Origin of the sequence: Glaciihabitans sp. GrIS 2.15 (genome assembly GCF_035984695.1) — a bacterium.
Lineage (GTDB): Bacteria > Actinomycetota > Actinomycetes > Actinomycetales > Microbacteriaceae > Lacisediminihabitans.
In genome coordinates this window covers 30,736-57,270 of record NZ_JAXCHU010000012.1, presented here as the reverse complement: position 1 = coordinate 57,270, position 26,535 = coordinate 30,736, and the positions used below count along the sequence as shown (strand labels likewise).

General features: G+C 64.2%; 20 protein-coding genes, 1 tRNA gene and 1 riboswitch. Of the genes, 14 read left to right on the top strand and 7 right to left on the bottom strand.

Annotated features, from left to right (window positions below):
• The first annotated feature begins 47 nt into the window (after window positions 1-47).
• A complete protein-coding gene (locus tag RCH11_RS15315) occupies window positions 48-743 on the top strand; it encodes a hypothetical protein (RefSeq protein WP_327057887.1) in 696 nt (231 codons plus the stop codon).
• On the opposite strand, the gene RCH11_RS15310 is transcribed toward RCH11_RS15315, so the two are convergent.
• Window positions 686-1,990 (bottom strand): glycosyltransferase, encoded by a 1,305-nt coding sequence (locus RCH11_RS15310; RefSeq protein WP_327057886.1) that lies wholly within the window; start codon window positions 1,988-1,990, stop codon window positions 686-688. The two genes, RCH11_RS15315 and RCH11_RS15310, sit on opposite strands and share 58 nt — an antisense overlap.
• A gap of 28 nt (window positions 1,991-2,018) precedes the next feature.
• On the bottom strand, window positions 2,019-4,181 hold the full coding sequence (locus tag RCH11_RS15305; protein WP_327057885.1) for a glycosyltransferase: 2,163 nt from the start codon (window positions 4,179-4,181) through the stop codon (window positions 2,019-2,021).
• A gap of 453 nt (window positions 4,182-4,634) precedes the next feature.
• On the opposite strand from RCH11_RS15305, the gene RCH11_RS15300 reads away from it, so the two are divergent.
• The 4 genes from RCH11_RS15300 (at window position 4,635) to RCH11_RS15285 (ending at window position 13,167) form a co-directional block, all read left to right on the top strand.
• Window positions 4,635-5,855, top strand: coding sequence for a polysaccharide pyruvyl transferase family protein (locus RCH11_RS15300; RefSeq protein ID WP_327057884.1), 1,221 nt, complete (start codon window positions 4,635-4,637; stop codon window positions 5,853-5,855).
• Between the two features lie 72 nt (window positions 5,856-5,927).
• A complete protein-coding gene (locus RCH11_RS15295; protein ID WP_327057883.1) occupies window positions 5,928-9,512 on the top strand; it encodes a hypothetical protein in 3,585 nt (1,194 codons plus the stop codon).
• Between the two features lie 226 nt (window positions 9,513-9,738).
• Window positions 9,739-9,912, top strand: a riboswitch (M-box (ykoK) riboswitch).
• Window positions 9,913-10,160: 248 nt separating this feature from the next.
• Window positions 10,161-11,813 (top strand): Nramp family divalent metal transporter, encoded by a 1,653-nt coding sequence (locus RCH11_RS15290; protein WP_327057882.1) that lies wholly within the window; start codon window positions 10,161-10,163, stop codon window positions 11,811-11,813.
• Between the two features lie 61 nt (window positions 11,814-11,874).
• Window positions 11,875-13,167: a magnesium transporter MgtE N-terminal domain-containing protein gene (locus tag RCH11_RS15285; protein WP_327057881.1), complete on the top strand. Its 1,293-nt coding sequence runs from the start codon at window positions 11,875-11,877 to the stop codon at window positions 13,165-13,167.
• A gap of 178 nt (window positions 13,168-13,345) precedes the next feature.
• On the opposite strand, the gene RCH11_RS15280 is transcribed toward RCH11_RS15285, so the two are convergent.
• Complete coding sequence (locus RCH11_RS15280) at window positions 13,346-13,882, bottom strand: hypothetical protein (protein WP_327057880.1); 537 nt, start codon at window positions 13,880-13,882, stop codon at window positions 13,346-13,348.
• Between the two features lie 127 nt (window positions 13,883-14,009).
• Here RCH11_RS15280 and RCH11_RS15275 point away from each other — a divergent pair, with 127 nt between their 5' ends.
• From RCH11_RS15275 to RCH11_RS15260, 4 genes are all read left to right on the top strand, one after another.
• The gene (locus tag RCH11_RS15275; protein ID WP_327057879.1) at window positions 14,010-15,089 is read left to right on the top strand and encodes a DNA glycosylase AlkZ-like family protein; all 1,080 of its coding nucleotides are present in this window, start codon (window positions 14,010-14,012) and stop codon (window positions 15,087-15,089) included.
• A gap of 223 nt (window positions 15,090-15,312) precedes the next feature.
• Complete coding sequence (locus tag RCH11_RS15270; protein WP_327057878.1) at window positions 15,313-15,879, top strand: PadR family transcriptional regulator; 567 nt, start codon at window positions 15,313-15,315, stop codon at window positions 15,877-15,879.
• 62 nt (window positions 15,880-15,941) lie between these two features.
• Window positions 15,942-17,651, top strand: coding sequence for an ABC1 kinase family protein (locus RCH11_RS15265; protein ID WP_327057877.1), 1,710 nt, complete (start codon window positions 15,942-15,944; stop codon window positions 17,649-17,651).
• A 144-nt stretch (window positions 17,652-17,795) separates the two neighbouring features.
• Window positions 17,796-18,035, top strand: a complete 240-nt coding sequence (locus RCH11_RS15260; protein WP_327057876.1) for a hypothetical protein — start codon at window positions 17,796-17,798, stop codon at window positions 18,033-18,035.
• A gap of 752 nt (window positions 18,036-18,787) precedes the next feature.
• Here RCH11_RS15260 and RCH11_RS15255 read toward each other — a convergent pair.
• The 3 genes from RCH11_RS15255 to RCH11_RS15245 all read right to left on the bottom strand — a co-directional run bounded on the left by RCH11_RS15255 (window position 18,788) and on the right by RCH11_RS15245 (window position 21,528).
• On the bottom strand, window positions 18,788-19,198 hold the full coding sequence (locus RCH11_RS15255) for an arsenate reductase ArsC (protein ID WP_327057875.1): 411 nt from the start codon (window positions 19,196-19,198) through the stop codon (window positions 18,788-18,790).
• A 350-nt stretch (window positions 19,199-19,548) separates the two neighbouring features.
• Window positions 19,549-20,760, bottom strand: coding sequence for an FAD-binding domain-containing protein (locus RCH11_RS15250; protein ID WP_327057874.1), 1,212 nt, complete (start codon window positions 20,758-20,760; stop codon window positions 19,549-19,551).
• 144 nt (window positions 20,761-20,904) lie between these two features.
• The gene (locus tag RCH11_RS15245; RefSeq protein ID WP_327057873.1) at window positions 20,905-21,528 is read right to left on the bottom strand and encodes a TetR/AcrR family transcriptional regulator; all 624 of its coding nucleotides are present in this window, start codon (window positions 21,526-21,528) and stop codon (window positions 20,905-20,907) included.
• A gap of 117 nt (window positions 21,529-21,645) precedes the next feature.
• On the opposite strand from RCH11_RS15245, the gene RCH11_RS15240 reads away from it, so the two are divergent.
• Genes RCH11_RS15240 through RCH11_RS15230 form a run of 3 tightly spaced genes read left to right on the top strand, consistent with a single transcriptional unit; the run spans window position 21,646 to window position 23,265 of the window.
• Window positions 21,646-22,059 (top strand): hypothetical protein, encoded by a 414-nt coding sequence (locus tag RCH11_RS15240; RefSeq protein ID WP_327057872.1) that lies wholly within the window; start codon window positions 21,646-21,648, stop codon window positions 22,057-22,059.
• Entirely contained in the window at window positions 22,056-22,472 is a 417-nt protein-coding gene (locus tag RCH11_RS15235; protein WP_327057871.1) for a CocE/NonD family hydrolase, read from the top strand. The genes RCH11_RS15240 and RCH11_RS15235 overlap by 4 nt, the downstream gene beginning before the upstream one ends.
• 55 nt (window positions 22,473-22,527) lie before the next feature.
• On the top strand, window positions 22,528-23,265 hold the full coding sequence (locus tag RCH11_RS15230; RefSeq protein WP_327057909.1) for a CocE/NonD family hydrolase C-terminal non-catalytic domain-containing protein: 738 nt from the start codon (window positions 22,528-22,530) through the stop codon (window positions 23,263-23,265).
• 281 nt (window positions 23,266-23,546) lie between these two features.
• On the opposite strand, the gene RCH11_RS15225 is transcribed toward RCH11_RS15230, so the two are convergent.
• Window positions 23,547-23,622 (bottom strand) — tRNA-Arg (locus RCH11_RS15225).
• A gap of 856 nt (window positions 23,623-24,478) precedes the next feature.
• Between RCH11_RS15225 and RCH11_RS15220 the strand changes: the two genes are divergently transcribed.
• Entirely contained in the window at window positions 24,479-24,859 is a 381-nt protein-coding gene (locus RCH11_RS15220; protein WP_327057870.1) for an ArsR/SmtB family transcription factor, read from the top strand.
• Window positions 24,856-26,529 (top strand): SulP family inorganic anion transporter, encoded by a 1,674-nt coding sequence (locus tag RCH11_RS15215; RefSeq protein WP_327057869.1) that lies wholly within the window; start codon window positions 24,856-24,858, stop codon window positions 26,527-26,529. The genes RCH11_RS15220 and RCH11_RS15215 overlap by 4 nt, the downstream gene beginning before the upstream one ends.
• Window positions 26,530-26,535: the final 6 nt, after the last annotated feature.

Genomic DNA, 26,535 nt, shown 5'->3' with positions numbered 1-26,535 from the left:
TTCGAGGGTGGAGAATCCGGCCAGCACGACACACTTATGCTTGATCGGTGCTCACTGTACTGATCCCCTGGCGCCCCCAGCCCTCCCGGCTGGCGGCTTTGAGCGCCGTCGTGGACTGGTACGGGCAAAATCTCGGGAATGTCGACATCCGCACCATCGATTCCAACGACGAGATCTTCAACCTTGCACGCTGCCGCAACCTCGGAATCGACTCGATCGATGACTCCGACGAGGTCGTTGTGATCAACGACGCCGATACGATCCCCCAGCTCGAACCACTGCTGGAGGCGATCGCCGCTGCCGCCGCGTCGGGACTGGTGCACCTGCCCTACACTCGGTACCACTGGCTCGGCACGCCGGGTACCGCCCAGTTCACCGTTGGCACCCCGCTCGACCAGTGCGACTTTGAACTGGTGCACGGAGCCTGCTCAGGCGTATACGTCACCACCCCGCGGAGCTGGTGGAGCCATGGCGGCCAGGACGAGCGCTTCCGCGGCTGGGGTTTCGAAGATGCGGCCTGGTATGTGGCCCACGAAACGCTGCTCGACGAGGTTCCCCGCCGTCACGAGGGGGTCGTCTACGCGCTCAACCACACCGCTCAGGCCCGCGAGGGCGACCAGTACGACGCGAACGCCGCCCTCATGGAGCAGTACCGCGAGGCCCGGTCGAGCCGCGACGCGATGCGTCAGCTCGTTGGCACCGACGCTACCGCCGAGAAGGCCCGGCGGCTTCCCGCATCCTGACGCAGCCCCGCCGATAGCGTCGCGAGTGCCGCTTTCGCTGGCAGGTCGAGCGACCGCAGCACAGCATCCGTCAGCTCGGCGACCGTCGCGGTGTTCGGAGCGAGTGAGACGCCGAACCCCGCATCCTCAAGGGCCGCTGCCCCGGCAAACTGGTCGGTCGAGAACGGCAACACCACCAGCGGAACCCCCATCGTCATCGACTCGGTGACGCTGTTGTTGCCTCCGTGGGTCACCGCCGCCGCCGCCCGCTCGAGCAGGGTCACCTGCGGAAGGAACTCGCGAACGAGCCAGTCGGCCGGCAGCTCGCCAAGCTCGGCGCGGTCCGCCGATCCGATGGCGATTGCACCTCGGATTCCCACCCGCTTGAGCGCCGCGCAGACGCGTGCAATCACATCCGCCCGCACGGAGAGAAAACTGCCGAAACTCACGTAGACGAAGGGTTCGTTGCTCCCGGCGAGCCAGGCATCCACCTCTGCATCTCGCGCTTCTTCGCGCACGGCTGAGCCCAGAAATCGGTGGGGCGGCAGGATCGCAGTGCGCGCGGGCGCAGAGAGTTCGGCAGGGTAGTTGAGCAGAAGCAGATCGCCATGCTCGCCGAAGGCGCTGACCGACCGCGGCGCTTTCGGGGCGAGCTCGGCGAGGGCGGCATTCCACTCGGCGGTGAACGATTTGCTTACTCGATCACAGAGCTCGCGAAGCATCCGTAATTCATCGGCCGAGGGGTCGAACGCGGCGGGCCAGGCCGGCGGAAAGCCGTACACCTCGTCGCCGACAGGAAGGGCCGACGGATGCCCGAGCACCACATCCGCGTACGGCACGCCCGCAGCCACCAGGGCCAGCCGCGCGCTGAACGCGAGGTGGTCGACGATGATCGCGTCGGGCTGGATGTGTGCGACGACCGCCTGCACCTCGCGGGCGACCCGCACGGGCTCCCACATGAGATCACTGAGACGCGCCTCGGCCTGGAATGCGAGGGTCTCAACCATGCCACGACGGGTCGCGTCGAAGAAGCCGCGCAGGGCGTCGTCCTCACCGGTTGGCTGCTGTTCGGCCCGGATCACGCCGGGATTGGAGCCCTTGCCGAGTGAAAGGTTGACGCGTTCGAACCCGAACGACTCGACGATATCGGCCGTCGCCGGGCCGGTCGCCACGATTACACGTTCGCCGGCGTCACGCCATGCTGTGCCGAGGGACGCGAGCGGCAGAAGGTGGGACGCATAGTCAGGACTGATGATGAGGAGGGTCACTGCGCCGCCTTCCTAACCGGACTGTCTCTCACAGGGCCGCGAACGACCAGCCACGCGATTCGCTCTCCTCGTCTTGCACGCCCTGATAGACGTTCGACAGGGCGCGAGCCATGGCCTGGATCGTGTAGCTCACCTCAACCGTGGCGCGCGAAGCCGCGGCCCGATCGGCGGTGTCTTCGGCGAGAGAGGCACCGAGAGCCTCGGTCATCGCGCAACGAAGGGGTACCACGTCCCAGGTCGGCGCCAGGAAGCCGGTGACACCCTCCTCCACGTATGTGGCGGGACCGCCGCCATCGGGGGCGACGACGAGAAGCCCGGAGCCCATGGCTTCGAGCAGTGCGATGCCAAACTCCTCCTTCAGGCTGCCGCAGACATAGATGCCGCGTGGTGCCGCAAGGCCAGGCACACCGAATCGGGCGGCCGCCACCCATCGGGCGACGGTGTCGTTGCGGCGGTGCCCCGAGAGCACCAGACCGGCCTCGAAACGACTTTCGGGAGAAATGATCGCGTCCATCAGCTCGAGCTGTTCGCGTTCGTCAGCAGAGGGGTCGACGAGATTTCCGCCGATCAGCAGCAGGTTGGCTCGGTCGGCCAGCGAACCGTTCGCCCAGGCATCCACGATCGTGGCCATACCCTTGACGCGATGGAAGCGGCCGACACTCACCAGCAGCGGCAGGGTGCGACGGTGCTCGGGCAGTTTGACGAGCAGGTCACGCAGCTCCTCGAGTGCGGGTGTCGCGGGCTGGCCAGCTGCGTGGTTGGCGCCCTCGATCACGGCCCGGTCAACGACTTCGAGATCGATGCCCTCTGGCACAGTCGAGTGCCGCTCCGGATGGGCAGTGATGTCGATGCCCACGAGCTCACGCATATCGCGTTCGAGCGAGGGACGGGGAAACAGCACGGTGTGCGCGGCGTTCGCGGCGAGCTGCTGCACCAAATGCGTGCGGAACCAGAAGTGTTCGACCTCGTCAATCTCGCCGAAATTTTGCCGGGTGAGCCGACCGGAGAGGTCGAGCGAGTGGATGACGGCATGCGGGTCGGGTGCCACCGTGAAGACGACCGGGATATCGAGTTCGCGCGCGACGTCCGCGGCGGCCAGGCTGCCGACATCCGCCATGCGCAGATGCAGCAGGTCGACGCCGCCGGCGGCGCGCAGCATACGACGGATACCCCGGCGTGCGGCTACCCGCAGCGGCCAGGCGCTGGCGGATTGCACCGGCTCGCTCAGCAACGGCACCCGCCCGTAGTCGTGACCCCACTCGCCGGCACCAATGTCGACGACACTCTGCAGTGCATCTGCGACCGATCCCCGCGAGAGGGTGATGACGCGATCAACCCGTGGTGACGCGTTCTCGCCTGCGACGAGGGCATCCCCGAGTCGCACCAGCAGGGTGGCGATGCCGCCGTTGTCACCGCTGCCGGCCAGGGTGAGGCCGGCATCGAGGTCGGCGTGGAGGAAGAGCTGGGCGATGGTGAGCCCGTGGCTCGAGTCACGGACACGAGTGGATTCGGGTTCGAGGTCGACGAGAGAGAGGCGCGCGACATCCGCGAGGTAGCCCTCGGACCGGGCCAGGTTGTCGAGCACGGCCACGATCTCGCGATCCCCACGCCGCTGGCCGAGGGCGGAGACCGCCGCGACCCGCACCGTCTCCTCCTCGAGAATATCGGCCGCGATCCGCAGGAGAGCCGGTGTCGCGACGGACTTTCGCACGAGGCCGAGGGTCTCCACGAGTCGGTAGCGGGCGCCAGGCTCGTCGATTCCGAGCAGGGCCGATTCGAGGCCAATAGCCACGTGCTCCGCCACCGGCGAACCCCACTGCTCGAGCGTGCGCTGAGCGAGCATGCCGCCGAAGCCGCCCTGGGAGACGAGGCCGATGAGGCGACCGACGGTGTCGAATCGCGGGAGTCGCAGGCTGAGGGCCCAGGCCGCGTGCTCGCGCATGAAGCCGCGGCTGCTCGAGAGGAGACGCGAGAGCGCAATGTCGGCCTGCTCGTCGAAGATCTGCGCGAGGGCATGAGTCGCGGCGATGGCGGCGACCTGATCTTCGCTATTCAGGGCCGAGGTGAGTACCCGGACGGTGCGAGGCCCACCGTCGCGACTCGCTTCGAAGGCAAGCTCGTCGGCGAGGCGCATCGAATCGACAAGCCGGTCCGCCTGTAACACTGCGTCGAGAGATGTCTGGATGCCCACAACCCCGATGATAGGCGGCCCGAGCCTGATGAAACGATGGGCTTGCGCTGTGAGTTGGTAGCGTGCTATTCGGCGGCGTGGGGATCACTTGGTCTCGTGCTGTCAGCACGGCCGCGGCGGGGTACCGCCCCCTCAGAAGGTCGCGGCGGCCAGCTGACCTCGCGGCGGGATGCTGCCCCCTCAGAAGGTCGCGGCGGCCAGCTGACCTCGCGGCGGGATGCTGCCCCCTCAGAAGGTCCCGGCGGCCAGCTGACCTCGCGGCGGGGGACGTGACTCCCGCCGCGACGATCCTGCAACTCCGCGAGCACGCGTATCCCCCGCCACGACCGTGCTGCACAGCGACCGGGCCCCTGCCCGCGCACCTCACCGGTGGAGCGGATGCGGTCGCTAGTTCGGCTAGCGTGGTGAGGGCTCGCGCGGTGCGATGCCGCCCTCGATATTTCGGAGATGCACGTGCGCGTAGTAGCAATCGGCGATGTCGGCGTAATCGACAAGATGATCCACATCGGCGACGAAGCGATGTTCGAGGCTTTCGTGGACGCGATGCGGGCTCGCGGCCTCGAGTCCGTAGTCGCGGTCTCGGCGAACCCGGCCGAGACGAGCGAACGATACGGCACCGAAGATTTCAGCGTCGAGGCCGTGCCTGGGATCGGATTTGCCCCCACGGCCGGAGGTCGCGCCGCCCAGGAGGATCGCCTCGACCGGGTGCGCCGCACCGCCGCCGGCGAGACCGGCCTCCTGCCCGACGACGACTCCGCCCACGCCGTGATCGACGCCATCAAAGGCAGCGACGGTGTTGCGGTCACCGGGGGCGGCAATCTCGCCTCCACTTGGCCCTCCCACATTTTCGAACGCCTCGCGATCGCGGAAATTGCGGATGCTTTCGGCATTCCGCTCGTCGTGAGCGGCCAGACCCTCGGCCCGCAGCTCACGGACGATGACTCCGCACTGGTCGCCCGACTGCTCGGTCTCGCCCGGCTGGTGAGCGTGCGCGAGTCCGCCTCGCTCGCGGTCGCTGAACGCCTCGGTGTGCTGCCCGATCGGCTGGAACTGGGCGCCGATGACGCCAGCTTCCTGCTCGATGACGCGCTTGCGACACTTCCGTATTGCGTGGTCACGCTCGCGAATCATGTCGGGGATGCCGATCGTGACGCGGTGATCGCGTCCCTCGCCGACCTCCTCGACGAGGTCGTCGAGACCACCGATCTCGACATTGTCTTCCTCGCTCACTTCGGCTCTCTCGACGACTCCCGTGTGCGCGGCGACTCCGTGGTACACGAGCGCGTGATGGCTCGGATGGAGTCCAAACGCGTGATGGCAGCAGTACCAGCGGATGCCCCGGCCGCGGCCCGCATCGCCCGCTCGGCCTCGCTCGTAGTCACCAGTCGGTACCACCCCGCGGTCTTCGCAGTACCGGCAGGAGTCGCGACCATCGGCATCCCGGTCGACGACTACACCACCGTCAAACTCACCGGTGCGCTGAAGAACTTCGGGCAGGACGGCATCCTGCCGGTGCGCGGACTGCTCGCCGGCGACGGCCCCGCGCTGCTCGCCCGGGTCTGGGGGGAGCGGGATGCCACGGCCACCGCCGGGCGCACCATCGCGGATTCCCAGCGCGCGGCGACTGCCGCCTGGTGGGACCGCGTGGCGCAGGTTCTGCGCCCGACATCCTGATCCGAGTATTTTCGGCGGCATTCCCCGCTCCTTAAGGTCGACGAGCCATCGTCACCAAACGAGGGAGCCCCCATGTCCACCAGTACCGTACTGCGCAGCAATTCCCAGCTGAGCGACGCCATCCGGCCGGAGTTCCGCGAACTGCCACTGCATGAGATCCTGCACAGGTCACCGAGAGCACTCCTCGGGGTGACCGAAGACGCGGAGAAAGCCCTCGCCAAGCTCGAGATAGTCACGGTGTTTGATCTCGCGACATCCGCCGCCTTTACGAGCGCGGTGCGCATACTCGAGGCGGGAACCGACCTGCACTCCGCCCACGCGATCTTCGACGCCCCGACCGCCGACCTTGCCCTGTACCGACCCTTCCGCACGGCGACCGAGCTGCTCACCACTCTCTACTTTCCCGAGAACACAGCCAATTTCGATTCCGAGCGGCCGACCGACCTTGCCGACCTCGCCGCCCTCGCCGCCCTCGCGGCAGGCGACTCGGGTTTCCAGACCGTGGCATTCGGCGCACTGCTCACGTTCAACCAGTCCTGGTTCGCGCAGGGGGTCACACTCGGACAACTGCTCCACTCCATGAGCCTCGCCCCCGGGGAGAGCACCCGCATCGCCGTCATCGACTGGTCGCGTCGGAGCCGCGCCGGCGAGACCGAGGTGATCTCAGAGACCGACGACCTCACCAACGACACCTCACAGAATCGCGCTTTCTCGGAGGTTACCAACGCCGTCGCCACCGAGGCGCAGAGCGGCTTCTCGCATGCGAAGACCAACAGCACCTCACGACAGGAGGGGACCTCGTCCAGCGCGACCACCGACGCGTCCGCCGACAGCTATACGAGCTCCTTCGGGAGGAGGGATGTCTCGAGCTCGATGATGCAGAACGTGAATGATCGCACCCACCAGCATGCGCACTCCTCACGCAGCCGCCGCGCATCCGTCGTGAAGGAGGTGTCACAGAGCGAGCACGAGGGCGTCTCAACCCGTGTAATCGCCAACTATAACCATATGCATGCGCTCACCATCCAGTACTACGAGGTCGTGCAGATCTACCGCGTAGAGGTGGCACTCGCCAAGGCCGAGCGGGTGATCTTCATCCCGATCAAGCTGCTCGACTTCACCGCCGACGACATGATCCGCCGGTTCCGCGGCGCACTCTCACGTGCCGCCATCAGTTACGAGATCCGCGAAGCGCTGGACAACCTGGATGTCGTGGAGATCCGCCCGGACCGCACGACTCGCTTCACCTCGCTCGACACCGGTATCACCGACTGGCTACGTTCGGCCGTCGTCATCGCCACTCGCGTGCAGCCTCTCCTGGCGATCCGCGAGGCCGTCGCCCCGACCGCGATGGATGCCGCGGCACCGGCGGCAGCCCTCGCCGCAGTCGCCGAGTCCGCGGTCATCCGCGTGCGCGCAGCGACCGCCATCCCGATCGTGCAGCGGGTCAATGACCAGCTCTGGTCGGCCGGGCAGTCCGCCCGTCTCTCCGGCCTGCTCAACCGCGCCGTGCTCCGCCAGGACTCCGCCTCCATCTATCTCCCCACCGATGTCTCGATCGAGGGCGTGTTGGTGGATGCCGGCGGCGCGCCGGTCACCGTGGTCTTCGGCCTGCGAGGCGGGGGCGTGGATACGAGCGTGAGCGCCGCCGATCCACTTCCCCTGAACGACGTCACCCGAATCGCGCTCACGGGCTCGAGCCCCGAGCGGGATGCCACGGTGCGGGTCACCCTCACGGTCAACCGCAACGGGGTGCGCTTTCCGATCGAACTACCCGCGGTCACGGTGGCCAAGGCACGCACCGCGGAGACTCCGCTCGTGACGGTGGAGCCGGGAGGGGTGAACGCGAACCTGAAGCGGCACCTCGCGGAGAACCGCCTGCACTACAGCCAGGCCGCCCTCCGGTCGCTCGATGCTGCCCAGATCGCACTGCTGCTCGCCGGTCTCGGAGTGGACGTGGATGGCACAGTGGTACCGGTCGCGCAGGTGATCGATCCCCTGCCCATCCGCTACGTGGGCAACTACCTCGCGTTCACCATGTCGTCGAACGCCGAGAAGGACGGCGTGTGGAAGAAGTGGCTCGACGACCACGACGTCGTGGTCGGGGACGCCAAATTCGATGTTGTTCCGCTCGGCACGGGCGGCACCTTCGCCGAGGCGGTGCTCGGCCGCTCCAACTCCGCCGAGAAGCTCGACATCACCCGCTTCTGGGACTGGCAGGACTCCCCGATCCCGCTGCAGCCCACCGAGATCGCCGCGATCCAGACCGGGTCGCGGGCGATGTCGGAAGACGTGAAGCCCGGCCAGCTCAGCACCCCGATCATCAACATCACCTCGCCGCAGTCGATGCCAGACCCCGTCGGTACCGCCGCCATCCTGCAGGTCGTGCAGAACGGCTCGATGTTCCGCGACATGAGCGGGCTGCAGGCGACCATCGGCGTGGCGCAGGCCAGCCTCCAGGCCACCGCAGCCGGAGCATCCACCGCCGGCCAGCAGGCGGGAGACAACATGAACAACCTGCTGAAGGCCAATACCGAACGGCAGCGCATCGCCGCCGAGATGATCACGAGCCTCGCCAAGACCGCGGCGAGCGCCTATACCGGCGGTGCGGTGTCGGCTGGCGGCGGCATCAGCCCCGGTGGGGCATCCCAGCAGGGCGCGAAGATCAACTACTTCGACAAGAACTCGACGCCGGCGGGATCCGGCGGTGCGGCGGCAGCGGGCTCCGGCTCCACCTCGGGCGGCGTGAGTTCTGGCGGCTCGAGCGGGGGTTCCGGGTCGTCCGGCGGCGGGGGTGCCTCGGCATCCACTCCCCTTTACTCGCAGAACCCGGCCGCGCTGCAATCGGTGTGGGGAGACACGCAGTCCCCCTCCGGCATGATCGACAAGATCGTCGACAAGGTCGGGCTCGGGTCCACCGACCCGAGCACTCCGGCCGGGGGCGCGCTCACAACCCGCAAGGCATGGCCTCATCTGGATCCCACGCTGGTCACGACGCGGGTGCACGACCTGATCGCGAATCCCAACCTGTTCAATCAGGGCGCCCTCGGGCTCTGCACCTCTGCCGCGTTCTTCCACCATGTGCTGCAGCGAAAGGGTCCACAGTTCCAGAGCTTCGCCAACGCGCTGTTCGGCGCGGGGGTCGGCTACGTCGGGGAGCTCAAGGTCTCTCCCGGATCCGACCTGCGCAATGTGGACTATGCCGCCCTTCTCACCAAGTTCCCCTCCCTTCCGCCCCAGGCCGACTGGATGGTGATGTCGGCGCTTCGCGACTCGGCTAACTGGTTCTTCGACTTCGAGGGTGCACCCGATGAGAACAGTGCCATGGCCGCCTCGGCCAAGGAGCTGAGCGGATGGTACGAATCCACCGGGTTCTTAACGGGAGTGTCATTCAGCGACTCGACCGGCATCCCCGCGGTGAAGGCCATCAAGAAGACGGCGAGCAACCACATCGCGCTTTGGATCACCGCAGACCTGGTGGCTCCCGGCTCGAATACGACGCACATGATCACGCTAGAGACGCCTTTCGTGATCAATGAGGTGGCCGACTCGATCATCTTCGATTACTGGACCTGGGGCCAGCCGATCAAAACAATGGAGACCAAACTGTCGGCCTTTGTGGCGGCACAGTTCGGCACCATAACGGCGAAGTTCTGAGTCATCCGCTCGGCGCGGTTGCTCCTGGCGTTAGAGGAGCACCGCGCTGATGCGGCGTGCGGCCTCGACCAGGAGGATGTCATTTTCCACGGTGTCGCTGATCGTTTCGTCGAGCCAGTCAATTCAGCCGAACACGGCGATGTGAGCGGCGTGACACCTGCACGATCGTTACTCACAGGATGGCTTTGCATGTACGGACACCGGTGCGTATATATTAGGAGAGCAAGGTGTCGCTCGTTAGCTGAGGCTCCTTCGCGGAAACATGCCAGCGACCCCAAACGTCGAGAGACGCCCCGGGTTAGGACAGGCCGCCCCGGCCTAAGGGGTGGCCCCGATTGGCTCCCCATATTTGTTGGGGTTGACGCCGTGGAGTGCCAAAGGTCTTACGAGGAGAGACGAACCCGTTCATCCCGATCGGCGCTCTCCGGACGCGGCGCTGCACTACGGGAGGTAGTCGATGAGCGACGGTCATGAACCCACGCCCCGCACCCTCCCGCGCGCCTAAACGCTTCCGGCCGTTCACTGAGCTGGTGAGCGTGGCGAGCACTTGTGTGTGCGTGGCGCCTCTCCCGCACCGAGCTTGTATCGCAGCTGCGGACCCTCCCACCCGTTCCTGAACCCCGCGTCCGCGGAAAGAAATGGTCCCTCATGACCTCGACACCCAACACCAAATCAATACCGGCTTCGCACGAGTCCGCAGCGCTCGATTCAGCGCACCTCGGCAACATCGAGGGTGCCTTCGGCACCATCCAAGTGGGGGACGAAGCCCCACGCACCAAAATGTCCGCGAAGCTGCGCACCCTCGTCGCCATCGTCGGACCTGGCCTGATTGTGATGGTGGGCGATAACGATGCCGGCGCGTTCGGCACCTACGCCCAGGCCGGCCAGAATTACGGAACGAGTCTGCTCTGGGTCCTGCTCCTGTTGGTGCCCGTGCTCTATGTGAACCAGGAGATGGTGGTGCGGTTGGGGGCCGTGGCCGGAGTGGGTCATGCGCGTCTGATTCTGGAACGGTTCGGGAAATTCTGGGGCGCGTTCAGCGTCATTGACCTGTTCATCCTGAATGCGCTGACGATCGTGACGGAGTTCATCGGAATCAGCCTCGGACTGACCTACCTCGGCATCCCGCGAATTCCCGGAATCATCGTCGCCGCCGTGTTCGTGATCGGCGCGGTCAGCACTGGATCCTTCCGCCGGTTCGAACGGCTGTGCATGATTCTCATCGCCGGCTCCCTGCTACTCATCCCCCTGGTGATTATCGTGCACGCCCCGATCGGACAGATCGCTCACGGATTCTTGATCCCCGGCTTCCCACCCGGGGCTGAACTATCGACCGTCACCCTGTTGATCATCGGGATCGTAGGAACAACGGTCGCCCCCTGGCAGCTGTTCTTCCAGCAGTCCTATGTCATTGACAAGCGAATCACTCCCCGTTTCATGAACTACGAAAAAGTGGACCTGTGGATCGGGATCGTGATCGTCGTTGTCGGGGGCACAGCGATTATGTCGGTGACCGCGGGGGCGTTCGGTGGTACTCACGGCTTCGGCAACTTCACTGATGCCGGCGGGGTCGCCAGCGGCCTTGAGAAGTATGTGAGTAAGGCAGCCGGGATCCTGTTCGCCGTCGCCCTCATCGATGCGTCCGTGATCGGCGCCGCAGCGGTGGGGCTCTCCACCTCCTATGCACTCGGTGATGTGTTGGGCCTTAAGCACTCCCTGCACCGAAAAGTGTCGGAGGCGAAAGGGTTCTATGCCGCCTTCGCCGGCATCCTCGTCATCTCTGCCACCGTCGTGCTCATTCCGGGTAGCCCACTCGGACTCATCACGGTCGGTGTGCAGGTTTTGGCTGGCGTGCTGCTGCCCTCCGCGACCGTCTTCCTCCTCCTGCTCTGCAACGACAAAGCAGTGCTCGGACCGTGGGTGAACGGGAAAGCACTGAACATCTTTACCGCTGCGGTCATCGCAGTCTTGGTGATCCTGTCCATTGTTCTCACCGCCAGTGTTCTATTCCCGGCGATCGGCTCAGCCGCGATCATCGGAATCCTGATCGGCGGAGGAACGATCGCCATACTCGCCGGGATAACGTTCGCCATCATCCGAACCGTGCGGCCCGCGGCCCCCTCCGCTGACACCGTCGACAGGCGGGAACGGCCCACCTGGCGGATGCCCCCCATCGCGTTGCTCAGCACACCGAAACTCTCCGGCGGTCGACGCCTTGGCCTGACCGTGCTTCGCACCTACCTCCTGCTGGCCATGGTCCTCGTCATCGTCCGGGTCGTGCAACTGGCGACCACCCACTAATTCCCATAGTCAGCTGCTGCGCGTTCGGTGCAGAATGAGTCAAGCTCCCGAAAGGAGCCCCATGAGCAATACAACTAGCGTGCCGGAGACCCTCCCCCCGCTGTACCTTTCCGCCCTGCTGCGGGACGCCGTCCTCGACGTCGATGGAAAAACCATCGGTACCCTCGCAGACGTGATCGTGCGTCTTCATCCGGACCACTATCCGCCGCTGACCGGGCTGGTCATGCGGGTCGGACCCAACAACGTGTTCGTTCCCATTACCGACATCACGAGAATCGACAACAACCGGATCAGCCTCGGCACGGCCAAGCTGGATTTGCGCCCGTTCGAGCGACGCGACGGCGAAGTTCTCCTCAAAGAAGCAGTCCTCGGCCACCGCCTCATCGACGTCGACCGGGCTGCACTTGTGCGCGCCTACGACGTCGCCATCACCGCCAGCCCCGAGGGATGGGTTGCGATCGGGTTGGATGTTCACAAACGGGGATGGCTGGGACGCTCCAACCATCAGGATCATCTCGTCCGGGACTGGAAATCCTTCGAAGCGCTCATCGGGCATGAAGCATCCATCAATGTTCGGTCCGGTTTCCGCAGGCTTCGTGGACTTCGGCCCGCGCAAATCGCTGACCTGATCGAAAGCGCATCGACCAAAGAGCGAAACGACCTCCTCGACCACCTCCACAACAATCCCGATCTCGAGGCCGACGTCTTTGAGGAACTCGAAGAAAACCATCAAACCCAAGTCCTCAAAACCCGCAGCACCGAAGAAATCGCGGACGTGCTCAGCCGGATGCGCACCGATGACGCTGTGGACGCTATCCTCGACCTCCCACAAGACAGGCGACGCCCCGTCGTCGACGCTCTTCCTGACACAAAGCGTGCCGACGTGTTGCGGCTCATGCGCTACCAGGACGGTAGTGCCGGCGGACTCATGGGAGTCGAGTATCTCGCTATCGAACAGCAGCGCACCGTTGCCGACGTGCTGCAAATTGTTCGGATGGCCACCTCCCAACAACCGGAAGCGCTCACGACGATCTACAGCGTCGACACCGAGAATCGGCTCGTCGGAACCCTCAGCCTGGTGAAAGCAATCCAAGCAGATCCGAGCGACCGACTCCAGGACATCTGCGACCCAGAGCCCGTCCACGCCGACCCGCGCGATGACACCATCGACATCGCGAACCTCATGGCCGACTACAACCTCCTCAGCCTTCCCATTCTCGACGATGAAAGGCACATCCTCGGCGTCATTACGGTTGACGATGCGCTGGAAGCAACAATCCCGGAAGACTGGCGACGCCGGGACCGGCACCACCACGCCACCACGCAGGGAGACCAGCCCCGCGCTGAACAGTAGTTTGGCCAAGACCGAGCAAAGGATGACGGGTCACACTAAATCGCTGTGATTCGGGTGAATTACACAAGGAACCCTTGTCGCGCGACGGGTGCCCTCATCGACCTATGAAACGGGCCACCGACCCTGGCGAGTCGACAGCCCGTTCAGATTAGGCGGTAAGTGCGCGCCGATCGTTCGATCAGTGGCCTGAGTCGCCGTTTTCTGCGCTGTCTCCCGAGTCATGGCCGGCGTTGTCACCGGACTTTGCGCCGTGGTTGTCGCTGACATCGTGTCCTGCCGCGTCGTCCAACACTCCGGCGTCGCTAACCTCGTTGGCGTCGCCGACGTCTTCACCAACTTCTTCACCGGCGTGTTCGCCATCCCCGCGCCCGATGCTGTCGTCACCCTGCGGGTGGTCGACATCCGTCGGCAGTCCGGTCGACGGTGTCGGCGCGGGAGTCGGCGTCGCCGCAGTGCTCACATCGTCATTGACCGAACCGCCGCCGCGGAGTCCGTTGTCTTCGCCGAAGGGCGTGGGAGAGACGGATGTGGCAGGGGTGCGGTCATCGGAGTGGCTCGTCGAACCGCTCTGGGCCTGGGCCGACGCGACGGCGCCGACCGACAGGGCACCGGCGAGAGCGAGCGCAACAATGGTGACCGTCTTCTTGGTGGTGAACATTTCTGGCCTTTCAGAATCACCGCTCCAGGCGATGAGGGTGTGTGGCTGATCGGCCACGTGTTCAGTCTGAAAGGCACAGATGAGAAGGTCGAGAGGCGATTATGAGAGGGTTCTTAACTTCGACAATCGGTCAGTTACCCGGTTTCTTCTTCCGAATTCTCGCTTGCACCGAATATCTTTGGGCATGACCGCCCTCCAGGTGACCAGGCAGGAAGCCCGGCGGATCGCCGTGCGCGCCGCACTTCTGACCGCAGACCGACCGGATGATGTGGTGGGCCTGGTACACAGGATCGCCATGATCCGGGTTGAGCTCACGAACACTGTGGCGCCTGCCGCAGACCACATCTGCTGGTCCCGCCTTGGGTCTTCCTATAGAGCGGTCGACACCGAACGTGCCCTCAGCCAGGGGCTGCTGTTCGAGCGCGGGTGGATGCTGCGTCCAATGTCAGACCTGGGGCTTTACCTCGCCGGGATGCGCACCTGGGCGGACCGCACCGGCGCTCGCGGCTGGATGCGGGACAACGCGCAGTTCGCGCGAAGCATCCTCGATCGCATCGGCGACGAGGGGCCGAAGACATCCCGCGATATCCCGGACGAGGCGGTGGCGCCCTGGCCGTCGACCGGATGGAACAATAACCGCAATGTGACGCAGATGCTGGAGTGCTTGCACATGGCCGGCGAGCTCGCGGTCGTTGGCCGGGCCGGGCGGCTTCGTCTGTGGGATCTTGCCGAGCGGGTCTTCGCAAAAGTGCCGGAAGTGCCGGCCGATGAAGCCCGTTTCATCCGCAGCGAGCGGTTGCTCGGTGCCTGCGGCATCATGCGGGACAGCATCGCCGTATCGCCGACTGAGTTGCACGGGATCGTTCCGGTGGGCGAGCCCGCGACTATCGAGGGGGTTCCAGGCAAATGGAGGGTCGATCCCGCTCAGCTCGACCGTCCGTTCGAGGGGCGCACGGCGCTGCTCTCCCCCTTCGACCGGCTGATGACTGACCACCAGCGCGTCACCAAGCTGTCCGAGTTCCATTACTCGCTCGAGATGTACAAGCCGGCCAGCGCACGCGTCTGGGGACAGTTCGCGCTGCCGATCCTGCACGGCGACCGCCTGGTCGGCAAGGTGGGCGCCCGCTCGGATCGTGACTCCGGACGCTTCCTCGTGCACGCGATTCACGAGGATGAGCCATTCGATCGGTCGACGCGGGCTGCCGTCGACGCCGAGATCGAGTCATTGGCGGGGTGGCTGCGGTTGCGGATGACACGCGGGTGACGCCCGCGGGCAGTGCACCATCCACCTCCCGTTTTTGCGACCACCTCCGTGTTCACACACGACGGTGGTCGCAAAAACGGGAGGTGGATGGTGCTGCTTCCCGGTGAGGGGTGCGGGTACAGCAGGAGTTATGGCCGGATGTTGCGCACGGGCACTCCCCAGGCTGACGATATATCGTTGAGTATCGTCGAGCCAGAGTGGCCATGACGCTGAGGAGGACATCATGAGCAGTTCATTTATGGGTGAAGGGTTTACGGGACGCCGCGGCGGCGGCGAGGGTTGGCCAGGCGGCGCGGTGTGGGACGCAATGGACCAGCTCCGCGGACAGTTCGATCGGAAGTCCGGGCAGAGAATGGGACGCGGCGACGTGCGCGCGGCGGTGCTTGCCCTTCTCGCCGAGAAGCCGATGCACGGCTATCAAATCATCCACGAGATCGAGGAACGCAGCGGCGGCGCGTGGAAGCCAAGTCCCGGCTCGGTCTATCCCACCCTTCAACTCCTTGCTGACGAGGGCTTCATCGTTGCCGAGGAGTCCAACGGTCGCAAGACATACTCGCTCACGGATGAGGGACGACAGGTAGCAGACGCCGCGGCAGATCACCCCGCGCCGTGGGAAGCGCAGAATGGTCGGGATGGCGCTCGCGCGACCGCGCTACCGCGGGCGGGCATCGACTTGGCTCAGGCAGCCGCTCAGGTTGGGCGCTCCGGCAACCCGGAGCAGGTGAAACAGGCTGTCGCAGTTCTTGAAGAAGCGCGACGTAAGCTCTACGCGATCCTTGCCCAGGACTGACTTGCCACCCGCACGTCGGCGCCGCTGAGATCAGATGACCGAAATCAGATGACCGAGATTAGATGACCGACGTTGCAAACATGCGTGCCCGCTCCCGAAGGATCCTGCGGTTCGCTGCCCGGTATCTAGCGCAGGCGTGGTGGTACGAGTTGTTTCTGCCGCGGATCGGGCTCGCGCGCGTCGCAGCGCGGGGTAGGTCGGTGCGACTTAAGCGCATTGCGCAGCACTTTCACGTGCTCGCGGTCGACCTCGGGGGCCTCATGATCAAGGTCGGCCAGTTCATGTCGTCACGGCTCGATGTGCTGCCGCCGGAGATCACCAGGGAACTCGAGGGCCTGCAAGACGAAGTTCCCCAGGTGCCCTTTCCGGCGATCCGAGCCCTCGCCGAAGCTGAACTGGGTGTGACCCTTGAGCGTGCGTTTTCCTTCGTCGACCCGACACCGGTGGCGGCGGCATCCCTCGGTCAGGTCCACCGCGCTCGGCTATCGGAAGCGGATGCCGCCGAGACGGGCCTGCTCGACGTCGTCGTGAAGGTACAGCGGCCTGGCATCGGCATGATCGTCGATGTCGACCTCAGTGCTCTCCGCCGGGTCGCCGGCTGGCTCAGTCATGTGCGCGTCGTCTCGGATCGCGTTGACATGCCCGCCCTGGTCGAGGAGTTTGCATTCACCAGCCTCGAGGAGATTGACTATCTGCACGAAGCGACGAGCGCAGAGCGCTTTGCGCAGGACTTTGCAGACGACTCTCGAGTGAGCGTTCCCGAACTTGTGTGGGAGCGCACAACTCGGCGGGTGTTGACCCTGCAAGACGTGACCGCCATCAAGATCAACGATGTCGACGGGCTGAGGGCAGCCGGCATCGATCCTTCCGACGTTGCCACTGAATTCGCGGCCGTCATGTTCGACCAGCTTTTCCTCTCTGGCTACTTCCACGCCGACCCGCACCCCGGCAACATCTTCGTGACGCCGCTCAGCGGCGCCGGCGTGGTGGAGGCGAACGGATCCAGGGCCTGGAAGTTCACCTTTATCGACTTCGGGATGATGGGCGAAGTACCCAAAGCTCTGCGCCAGGGTCTTCGCAAACTGGTCATCGCGGCCGCATCCCGCGACGGCAAGGGAATGGTGGATAGCATCCGCGAGGTGGGTGTGCTGCTACCGTCCGCCGACACCGCAGAACTCGAGCGAGCGATGACAAAGCTGTTCGCCCGATTCGGCGGGATGGGCTTCGCCGAGTTGCAGGAGGTCGACCCGCGCGAGTTCCGCGCGTTCGCCCTGGAGTTCGGTGATCTGGTGCGCTCGCTACCGTTCCAGCTTCCGGAAAACTTCCTTCTCATCGTGCGCGCGATGTCGCTGACCTCGGGAATGTGCAGCTCTCTCGACCCCACTTTCAATATCTGGGATGCCGTCGAGCCGTACTCGAGCAAGCTGATCCGCGCGGAGGGCGGCAACCTGCTCCAGCAGGTCGGGAAGCAGGTCGTGTCGGTCGGCGGCCTCATCGCCCGGCTACCCCAGCGACTCGACACCCTGACGACGCGCATCGAGGCGGGCGAGATCTCGGTGCAATCCCCACGGCTCGAGCGCCGGCTGAGCGGACTCGCGCGAACCGGACGGCAACTCATCTCGGCGATCGTGTTCGCTGCCCTGCTGATCGGCGGCATCCTGCTTCGTGCCGAGGATGTTGTGTTTGGAACCGTCCTCATGAGCGTGTCTGCGCTCCCCTTGCTTCACGTCCTCTTCGCTGGGGCACTAGCGCGGCGTGGCCCCCTGCCCTGAGTGCTCGTGGGATGCATATGGCGGCCTGTCGATTCGGAATCGGAAGTCATCGCGGTTGAACAGCTGCGCGACCGGCAGAAGTACGCGATGTCGATTCGGCTATGGATTGTCAGCTGAAGATGTGCACTGTCGATATTTTTGAGTATGACTTATGAAGCAAATTTCGCTGCGTACACCATTGCTGCCGCAATCCTCGTCGTCGTCGTGACCCAGTGTGCCGCGTCGGGAAAGATCCGCCGCATTGGCTTCGTTGTTGTCGCGATCTCTGCGGGGGTAGCCCAGTTCACGCCGGGAGCCACGACCGCGTGCATCGTGCTCTTATTTCTGTTCCTGGGGTGGTCCGCCGTCGCTGCGTGGCGAGGAGCGAGGGCAGCAACGAGCTGAATCGAATTGTAATCTCCCAGTGTTCGACACAACGGTCTAAGTTGTCGCCCGCTGATGGTCCGGTCCGCAGGCGGGCGCGAAGATCATTGTCGCTAGCGTGCAGAACTTACGCCGGATGTGCCCTCCCTGGGAAGAACAATTAGGCACTGTGCCGCCAGGACATCATGTGACGACCTCAGTGCGTTTCACGATGCATATTCGATAGACATCAAATAACTGTCGTGCTGTGAGCGTGCCCAAAGCTCTCCCCGTGCCGGATGATGTCTCGTCCGACTGCCGCGCGCCGCTGTCGCAATCCAGCTGGACCCCCCTGCCAATCTCCCACTCCAATCAGGTTCTGCCTGACCGAGAAGGAGAACACCATGCCCACGATCCGCATTTAGGAACCTGCTCCTGTTGCGAGACCGGTTGCTGTGGCGGCTCTGGTTGCTGTTGAGACGGCTATGCGGTTTCTCCAAGATCCGCCCGGAATCACGGAGAGCCTGTCCGGATCGTGAGGACCTTGGCTCAAACCGGCTGGCGAACCTGCGCGGCACCGTCTCAGAGCAGGTTCGTCAGCACCGCATCCATCTGAGAGCGACCAGCATTCTGCTCACACACGAACAGAACCTCGGGCACAGAGTGGTCGATGGAACCCTTCGATTGCGCAAGCGAAGCCAGTCGATCCGTCGCGAAACGGGTCGGCTTGCTGGCGAGATGGGTGTGACCGCGGAGTGCTCGCAGGTCGCTGAAGTCAGTCGCGGCGAGGCCGATCAGATCGTGGCGGGCAGCAGTTCGGCCAGCAGTGCCTGAACACGCGCCTTGATGTCGTCGCGGATCGGGCGGACCTCGTCGATCGACTTGCCCTTCGGGTCAGTCAGCTCCCAGTCCTCGTAGCGCTTTCCGGGGAAGATCGGGCACACGTCACCGCAACCCATCGTGATGACCACGTCTGAGTCCTCGACCTGCTCGGTCGTCATGAGCTGGGGCACCGCCTGCGAGATGTCGATGCCCTCCTCGGCCATCGCCTGGATCGCCATCGGGTTGATCTGATCCCCCGGCTCGGACCCACCGGAGCGCACCTCGACGGCGCCCCGAGAGAGTTCCTGCAGATAGCCAGCGGCCATTTGCGAGCGACCCGCGTTATGGATACACACGAACAGGACAGTGGGCTTTTCACTCATTTGACTCCTGACGATGTTGCAAGCATAGATTGTCATCTCTGGGTTGTCGGAACGATCGAACGCGAATTCAGATGACGTTCACCGTGAGTGACCAAACGAGAGCTCACACCCGCGATTCGATGTCATTCCGACTGCTCCAGACCGGGCCCTGACGCGGCCCTCCGGAGTTCTTCGGGCTGCACAATCAACCCCGACGCTAAAGCTCAACCCATGGAGTGTCTCGAAGATCGGGAGGCCACACCGAGGCCTCTTGCTAACCCGTCGGCATCTGCGTGAGTCTGCCGAACTTCATCTCATTGCCTCCGACGCACGACACGACGATCCTGTCGCCCGAGATAAATTTGCCGGGTTTACAAGCCCTGCTGACGCAGCAGTTCAGGAATGCGCTCACGGAAAGGGAAGAACCCGCGCGAGGCGTGTGGCCAAGCGAGTGTGTCCCAGCGCCGCCTGACGGTCGTGGGCGTCACTCCCTCCGAGGCAAGAACGGCCCCGAGCGTCAGCATCCGTTCCTGCACCGGGCCAACCGGAGCGTACGGCATAACCACCGCATCGAGACGCTCAGATTCGGCCCACTGCAGAACCGTAGAGGGAAGTGCGTCGGGCAGCACTCTCGCCGGTCGCCCGAGAGAGTCCAACGCCCGAATGGCGGCGTCATCGAGGGCTGATGCCGTGAATCGACGGACTGCATCCGAGGCGCCGGAGGGCGAGCGCTCGTCGGGGTCGGCGGATCCGGCGATAGCGACGAGTCGGCTGTCCGAATCGAACCAGGAATTCTCGGCGCGCAGGCTCGCCGCTTCCAGATCCTCTTCGTGCAGCAGCAGCCCCACACGGGCGCCTGAGGGGGTCGGTTCGGCGGGAGCAATCGATGCCCGCGACGGCAGTGGCTCCTCGACGAGCGCTCGTGCCGACGTGGCGAGTCCCGATGGCGAGAACCGGCCCTCGGTGTAACGGGAAATGTTCGATGCCGTCGCCAGATAGGTCTTTCCGGCGGTCTGGAGCCCGGCAACCCACCGCCAGGAAAGCGTGTTGGAGGCGGCATCCCCATCAAGAAGGTGGCGGTAGAAAAAGTCCGCGCCGAGTTGCCAGGGCAGGCCGAGCGTGAAGATCCAGATGCTCGCAAACCACATGCGGGTGTGGTTGTGCAGGTACCCGGTATTTACAAGCTCGTGTACCCACGCATCTATCGCATCAATCCCGGTGCGCCCAGCGATGGCTTCGCGGTAGCTACCGGACTGCGTACCGCTGGCGAGCCCGAGCTCTGCCACATCACGGCGATACCGCCGCCACACCTCGGGATTCTGCTCCAGCCACCCCTTCCAGTAGGTACGCCAGAAGACTTCCTGGACGAATTTCTCGCAGGCGCCGAACCGATGCTTCTCGAGCACAGCCGAAACCACTTCGCGCTCGGTCAGGAGCCTGTGGCGGAGGTACGGGGAGAGACCGGAGACGTTGTCGCGGGAGGGTCCAGTGTCGTGGTTGCGGTCTCGCGTGTAATCCGTCCCTGCATGAGGGACAAACAGGGCGAGGGTTTCAAGGCCGGCAGCTCGGGTGGGAGTAAACATCTCCCTCATCATGCATCATCTGCTTTTGAGTAGGGCCCGGCCGACCGCGGAGAACTATGGGCGGCTGATGGCCGGCGAGCAGCCGCACAGCGTCGCTGAAATCACCACTCTCGACCGGTTCGCTCCTGCTCGGGAAAACGACGGTTACCGATCAGGGTCACCGAGGATCGACTGGAGGGCCGGTGCGAGTAGGTGGATGAGCGCCTCAGCACTCCCGTTGGCGAGAGCGGGAACACGCACGATGCGACGCCCGACCGTGACACCCACGAGCATCGACGACGCGAGTGCGATTCGAAGGGCGGTCTCCCCCATGTTGTCGCGTCGCGCAACCGGCGACTCGGTGATTCGAGCCTCAAGAAACTCGCGCAGTTGAGTCGCGGCCTGCTCGTTGCCCATGGCGCCGCGCAGCATTGCGAGTAGCGGCTCGGAGTCAACAGGATTGCCCTCCCAGATGCCGAGGAAGGCGCGAGCCACTCGTTCACCGACACCGGCTTCGGGGCCGTCGAAGGCTTCAGCGAAGCGGGACAGCGCGTGTGGAGTGATCGACATGACGGCCCCGAACAGATCTTCTTTGGACCCGAAGAACCGCATGACGAGCGACGAGTCGACTCCGGCGTCCGAGGCAATTGCTCGGATAGTGGTTCCGGCGTAACCGTCCTCGGAGAAGCGGCCGCGGGCAGCACTGAGGATGAGCTGGCGAGTCCGGTTGGAGCCCGGTCGTCGTCCCGGCCGTTTCGGAGCGGACAGGGAGATTGTGTCCTTGGCCATGAGCCGAATTCCGTGAGGAAAAATCCTTTTAACAAGCGTCCAGTTTTACGCGTTATCAGCGTTCGATCGCAGCGTTCGGAGAGTTGGCTCCTGAGCCACGAAGGGAAGGAACTCATCATGAGCGAAGACCTGAGGATCTACAGTGCATCGCAGCCGCTGCCGCCCGGCCGAACGGGAATACTGACGGCATTCGAGCCGGGAACCCGAACTCTTGAGGCCGGCTTCCAGATCGCGCCACAGTTCCTGCCGGTGCCCGTCGACATCGTCTTCGAGAAGGATGTCGCCATCACGCTCCGAGACGGAGTGACGATCTACCTCGACGTATTCCGTCCCGTCGGCAGTAAAAAGTTCGAGGCACCCGACCCCGCCTATTGGTGCGCTCAGGGGTATGCGATCTGCAACCCTGACATCCGCGGTGTCATCGATTCCGACGGCAACAGTGTGTTGTGGGACCGGCAGGAAGGCCGGGACTGTTACGACGGGTCGAATGGCTTACCGAGCAGGAGTGGTGCAGCGGCAAGGTCGGGATGAGCGGAACTTCCTACCTCGCAGTGGCGCAGTGGTTCACCGCCGCGGAGCAGCCCCCGCACCTCGCAGCGATCAACCCGTGGGAGGGCGTCAGTGACGTCTACCGCGATCTCGTGATGCGCGGCGGGATGCCTGACACGGGGTTCGCCCAGCAGCTTCAGGACGGCAGCTTCTTCGGAAAGAACCAGAAAGAGGACATTCTCACCGAGGTGGAGCGCTACCCACAGATCACTGAGCTGTGGGAGAACAAGATCCCGGAGTTCGAGAAGATCACCGTGCCGGCGTACGTCGTGGCCAGTTACTCGAACACGCTGCACACCGCGGGCCCTTCCTCATTTGGCGCCGGATCGCATCCGAGAGCAAGTGGCTGCGTATCCACAACAGCCAGGAATGGCCCGACTACTACGACGAAGTGAACGTCGAGGACCTGCGCCGATTCTTCGACCAATACCTCAAGGATGAGGAGAACGGCTGGAGGAGACGCCGCGCGTGCGGTACTCGGTTCTCGATCTGCAGGGCGGCGATCAAGTCGGGCTGACCGCTGACTCCTTCCCGCCGAAGGACGTAACGTCCACGAAGTACTACCTCGACGGCCTCACCCGCACACTTACCACCGAGGTGCCCCGCGCGCAGGTATCCGCCGCCTACGATGTGGCGTCGAATCCCAACGCCGTGTCGTTCATCACGCGGTTCGATGAGGAGACCGTGATGGTCGGCTACCCGAAAGCGCACCTCTGGGTTGAAGCGCGTGGGTCCGACGATATGGACCTCTTCGTACTCGTGCAGAAGCTCGACGCCTGGGGGACGCCGCTGCAAGCCGTCACCGTCCCCAACCAGAGTGCCATTGCGCACGATCTCACGGATCACGGGGCCACAATCCTGCGGTACAAGGGCTCGGACGGTCGGCTGCGAGTGTCTGCCCGCAACCTGGACGAGAACCTGTCAAGCGAGGATGTGCCCGCCCACACTTTCGATCGCGTCGAGAAGCTCGCCCCGGAACAGATCGTGAATATCGAGATCGACCTATTGCCGATCGGCCTCGCGTTCCACTCCGGGGAGCAGCTGCGCTTCATCATCAGCGCCGCGAACCTCCTCGGAACATTGATGCCCGGCATCCGCGAGTACGTCGGCGCCAATGCCGGCCAGCACATGATTCACACGGGAGGCGAGCACGCGTCGTACCTACAGCTCCCGATTCAGAACGTGTAACTCGCGCCAAGGGGTGCCGGATTCAACGGGCATACGAGAAATCTCCTACGCGGAGGGCGTGACCAATCGGATTCATCCCGTGACCTTCTGCTTTGAGGTCAATAGGTAAAAATCCTGAATAACGACAGAAGCCAGACAGATGCGCGGCCAGTGCGCACTGCCAGCTCGGCGATCTGCCCGAACTTCGAGCCAGGACTTTTTGAAGTGTAGGCAGGATGTGGGCACCGAGCACGGCGGTCCGACCGGATTTCAGAACAACTGCCGGTCAAACCCATGTTATGTGGTGCGCCCGGAGGGATTTGAACCCCCGACCTATTGATCCGTAGTCAATTGCTCTATCCGCTGAGCTACGGGCGCATGCGTCGGGTAGAACCCAACTTGACGACTATACCAGCCGAGCCGCTCGCGGCGAATCGAGCGGCGTGAGCCTGCGGCCGAATGCTAGCCGGACTAAGGATGAGGTGTCGGCGAGTTCGAAACAGCGCGTTTCCGGCGAGTCGAAGGCGATGCGCAGCCAGCCGATCCCCCGAAGACAAGCTGAAGAAATACGGGCATGGGAGGCGCGCAAGTCCGATCCGCGTTCGGTTGAAATCTAATCAGAGAGTACCGAGTGGTGCACGATGACGTGCTCGTGAAGGTTCCCTTGCAGCCCCCAATACAGGCCGACCTCAGGCTGCCACCGTTGATGCCGCGAGCCACACGCAGCGGCTGCACGGCACGCTCTGGGCGAGCGAGCTGGCGGGAGCGACGGCGAGCAAGTGCTCCAAAGCCAGCAAAGTGGCCCGCTACCTCGTCAAGATCGAACACATTCAACGGCGCGGTGCCGCGGCGAACGGCGCGAAAGACCTGAGGCACTGGCATCCGATGCTCCACGTAGGCCGAGGCAGGAAGGACACGGGATCCGGATGCCCCGAAGAGAAGCCGGAGCGCGCGACTCCACCGCCAAAGCCATGGAACCTGCTCCCGTCGCACGCAGCGATCTGGCTACCCGTCCTGCCACCGGGCTTCACCCGCCCGGCACGCCTGCGCCTTGCGCCGATCGGAAGCGGCGCATTGGCAGTGACAGATTCGGCCGCTAAGGGGCACCGCCCATAATTTACGATATGATAAATTGATGAATTCATTGATTACGAGGAGCTCTTCGCGGGAAGCCGGGCGGCTAAATGATGCTGTCAGCCCGGGGAGTCGTGGACCCCTGTCTGAATACTCCGATGTGCATCGTCCGCTCTACGAGGTAAAGGCCAACCTGTTCAAGGGCCTGGCCCACCCGGTGCGTGTTCGAGTGCTAGAGGTTCTCGCCGGGGCGGGTGACGTGTCCGTGACAGATTTGCTTTCCGACACGGGCCTGGAAGCCTCCCACCTCTCGCAGCACCTCTCGGTCCTTCGCCGCCATAACCTCGTCGTTGCGGAACGGCGTGCGAGCCAGGTCTTCTACCGGCTCGCCTACCCCAAGGTCGCCGACTTGCTCTCTATCTCTCGCGCCTTGCTGGTCGAAATACTCCAAACAACCCAGCAGCAGCTGGCGTCGACGGTGAGCATGGCCGACGTCGCACCACACGCCGAGCTCCAAGACCCGACCTCGAGCACAGCATGAGGATCGCGGGATACGTCCGATCCCTCCTCCCCAGCTGGGCGGACTATCGCTCAGTCACCCGCACCTGGCGCGGCGACATCATTGCTGGGATCACCGTTGGCATTGTTGCATTGCCGTTGGCTCTCGCGTTCGGTGTCAGCTCCGGCGCGGGCGCAGAAGCTGGCTTGATCACCGCGATCGTCGCCGGAATTGTCGCCGCCGTCTTTGGCGGTTCGAACATTCAGGTCTCCGGGCCGACCGGAGCAATGGTGGTCGTTCTCGGACCGATTGTCGCCTCCCACGGAGTCGGCGCGGTTGCCACAGTCAGCCTGATGGCCGGCATCGTTGTTCTCGGGGCCGGTGCCGCGAAACTCGGCCGCATCGTCTCCTACATTCCCTGGCCGGTGATCGAGGGGTTCACACTCGGGATTGCTGTGATTATCTTTCTCCAGCAAGTTCCCGCGGCCGTGGGCTCCCACCCAGGGTCGAGCAGCAACGCGTTTATTTCGGCTGTCCAATCGTTGACTCACGTGGATGTCGCTACGGTGGCCTGGCCACTGGCCTCGGTCGCGCTCGTCGCGCTGATCATGGTCTTCGCCCCACGCATTCATAAGAAGCTTCCCGGGTCGATCATCGCCATAATCGTCGTGTCCGTGATCGCTGCAGTCACCGCCCTTCCCCTGGCGAAAATCGGCCTACTTCCGAGTTCCCTACCCACCCCCCGGCTCCCCTCGTTCGACCCTGGCGCCCTGCAAGCACTGGTCGGACCCGCGTTGGCGGTAGCGGCTCTGGCTTCTATCGAATCACTTCTCTCCGCACGGGTGGCCGCCTCGATATCCGACACTGGCCCCTACGACGCTGATCGTGAGCTCGTCGGCCAGGGTCTGGCATCGATCGCGTCAGGATTCTTCGGCGGCATGCCGGCCACGGGTGCGATAGCTCGAACCGCCGTAAACCTGCGCTCCGGAGGACGCACCCGACTTGCTGCAATCGTTCACGCCATCGTGCTCCTCGGCGTCGTATACCTCGCAACCGGGGTCGTCTCCCAGATCCCCCTCGCCGCCCTCTCCGGAGTGCTGATGGTGACCGCAACGCGAATGGTCTCGGTCTCTACGGTGCGCAGCGTCATCGGATCAACCCGTTCCGATACGGTCGTGTTCATCGTCACCGCGATCATCACCGTCTCGGTCGACCTCATCGTCGCTGTCGGAATCGGCATCGCCGTCGCCGCATTTTTCGCGTTGCGAAACCTGGCAAGGTCCGGAGGGGTTCATCGGGAGGAACTGCCCACTCCGACTCAACCCGAGGACGAGCACATCGCCCTATTCCGCCTCGACGGTGCACTCTTCTTCGGAGCGGCAGACCGCATGCTCGAACGGGTTACGAGAATCGACAATGTCTCCGTCGTCATCATCCGCATGTCCGAACTCCAAGTGCTCGACGCGACCGGTGCGCGTGTCATCACCGAAATGATTCACGGGCTGGAACGTCGCGGCATCACCGTCCTCATCAAAGGCATTCAAGCCAAACACCTGAGAGTGGCCACGCGGGTGGGCGTGATCACCTCCCTCCGACACCAGAACCACCTCTTCACTGATCTCGACAAGGCCGTCAGTCACGCTCGCAGCCACGTCTCCCGCATCTCAGCGGCGTCCAGCTCCGAGGCCAGGACCGAAAACAATTCACGATAGGAGTCC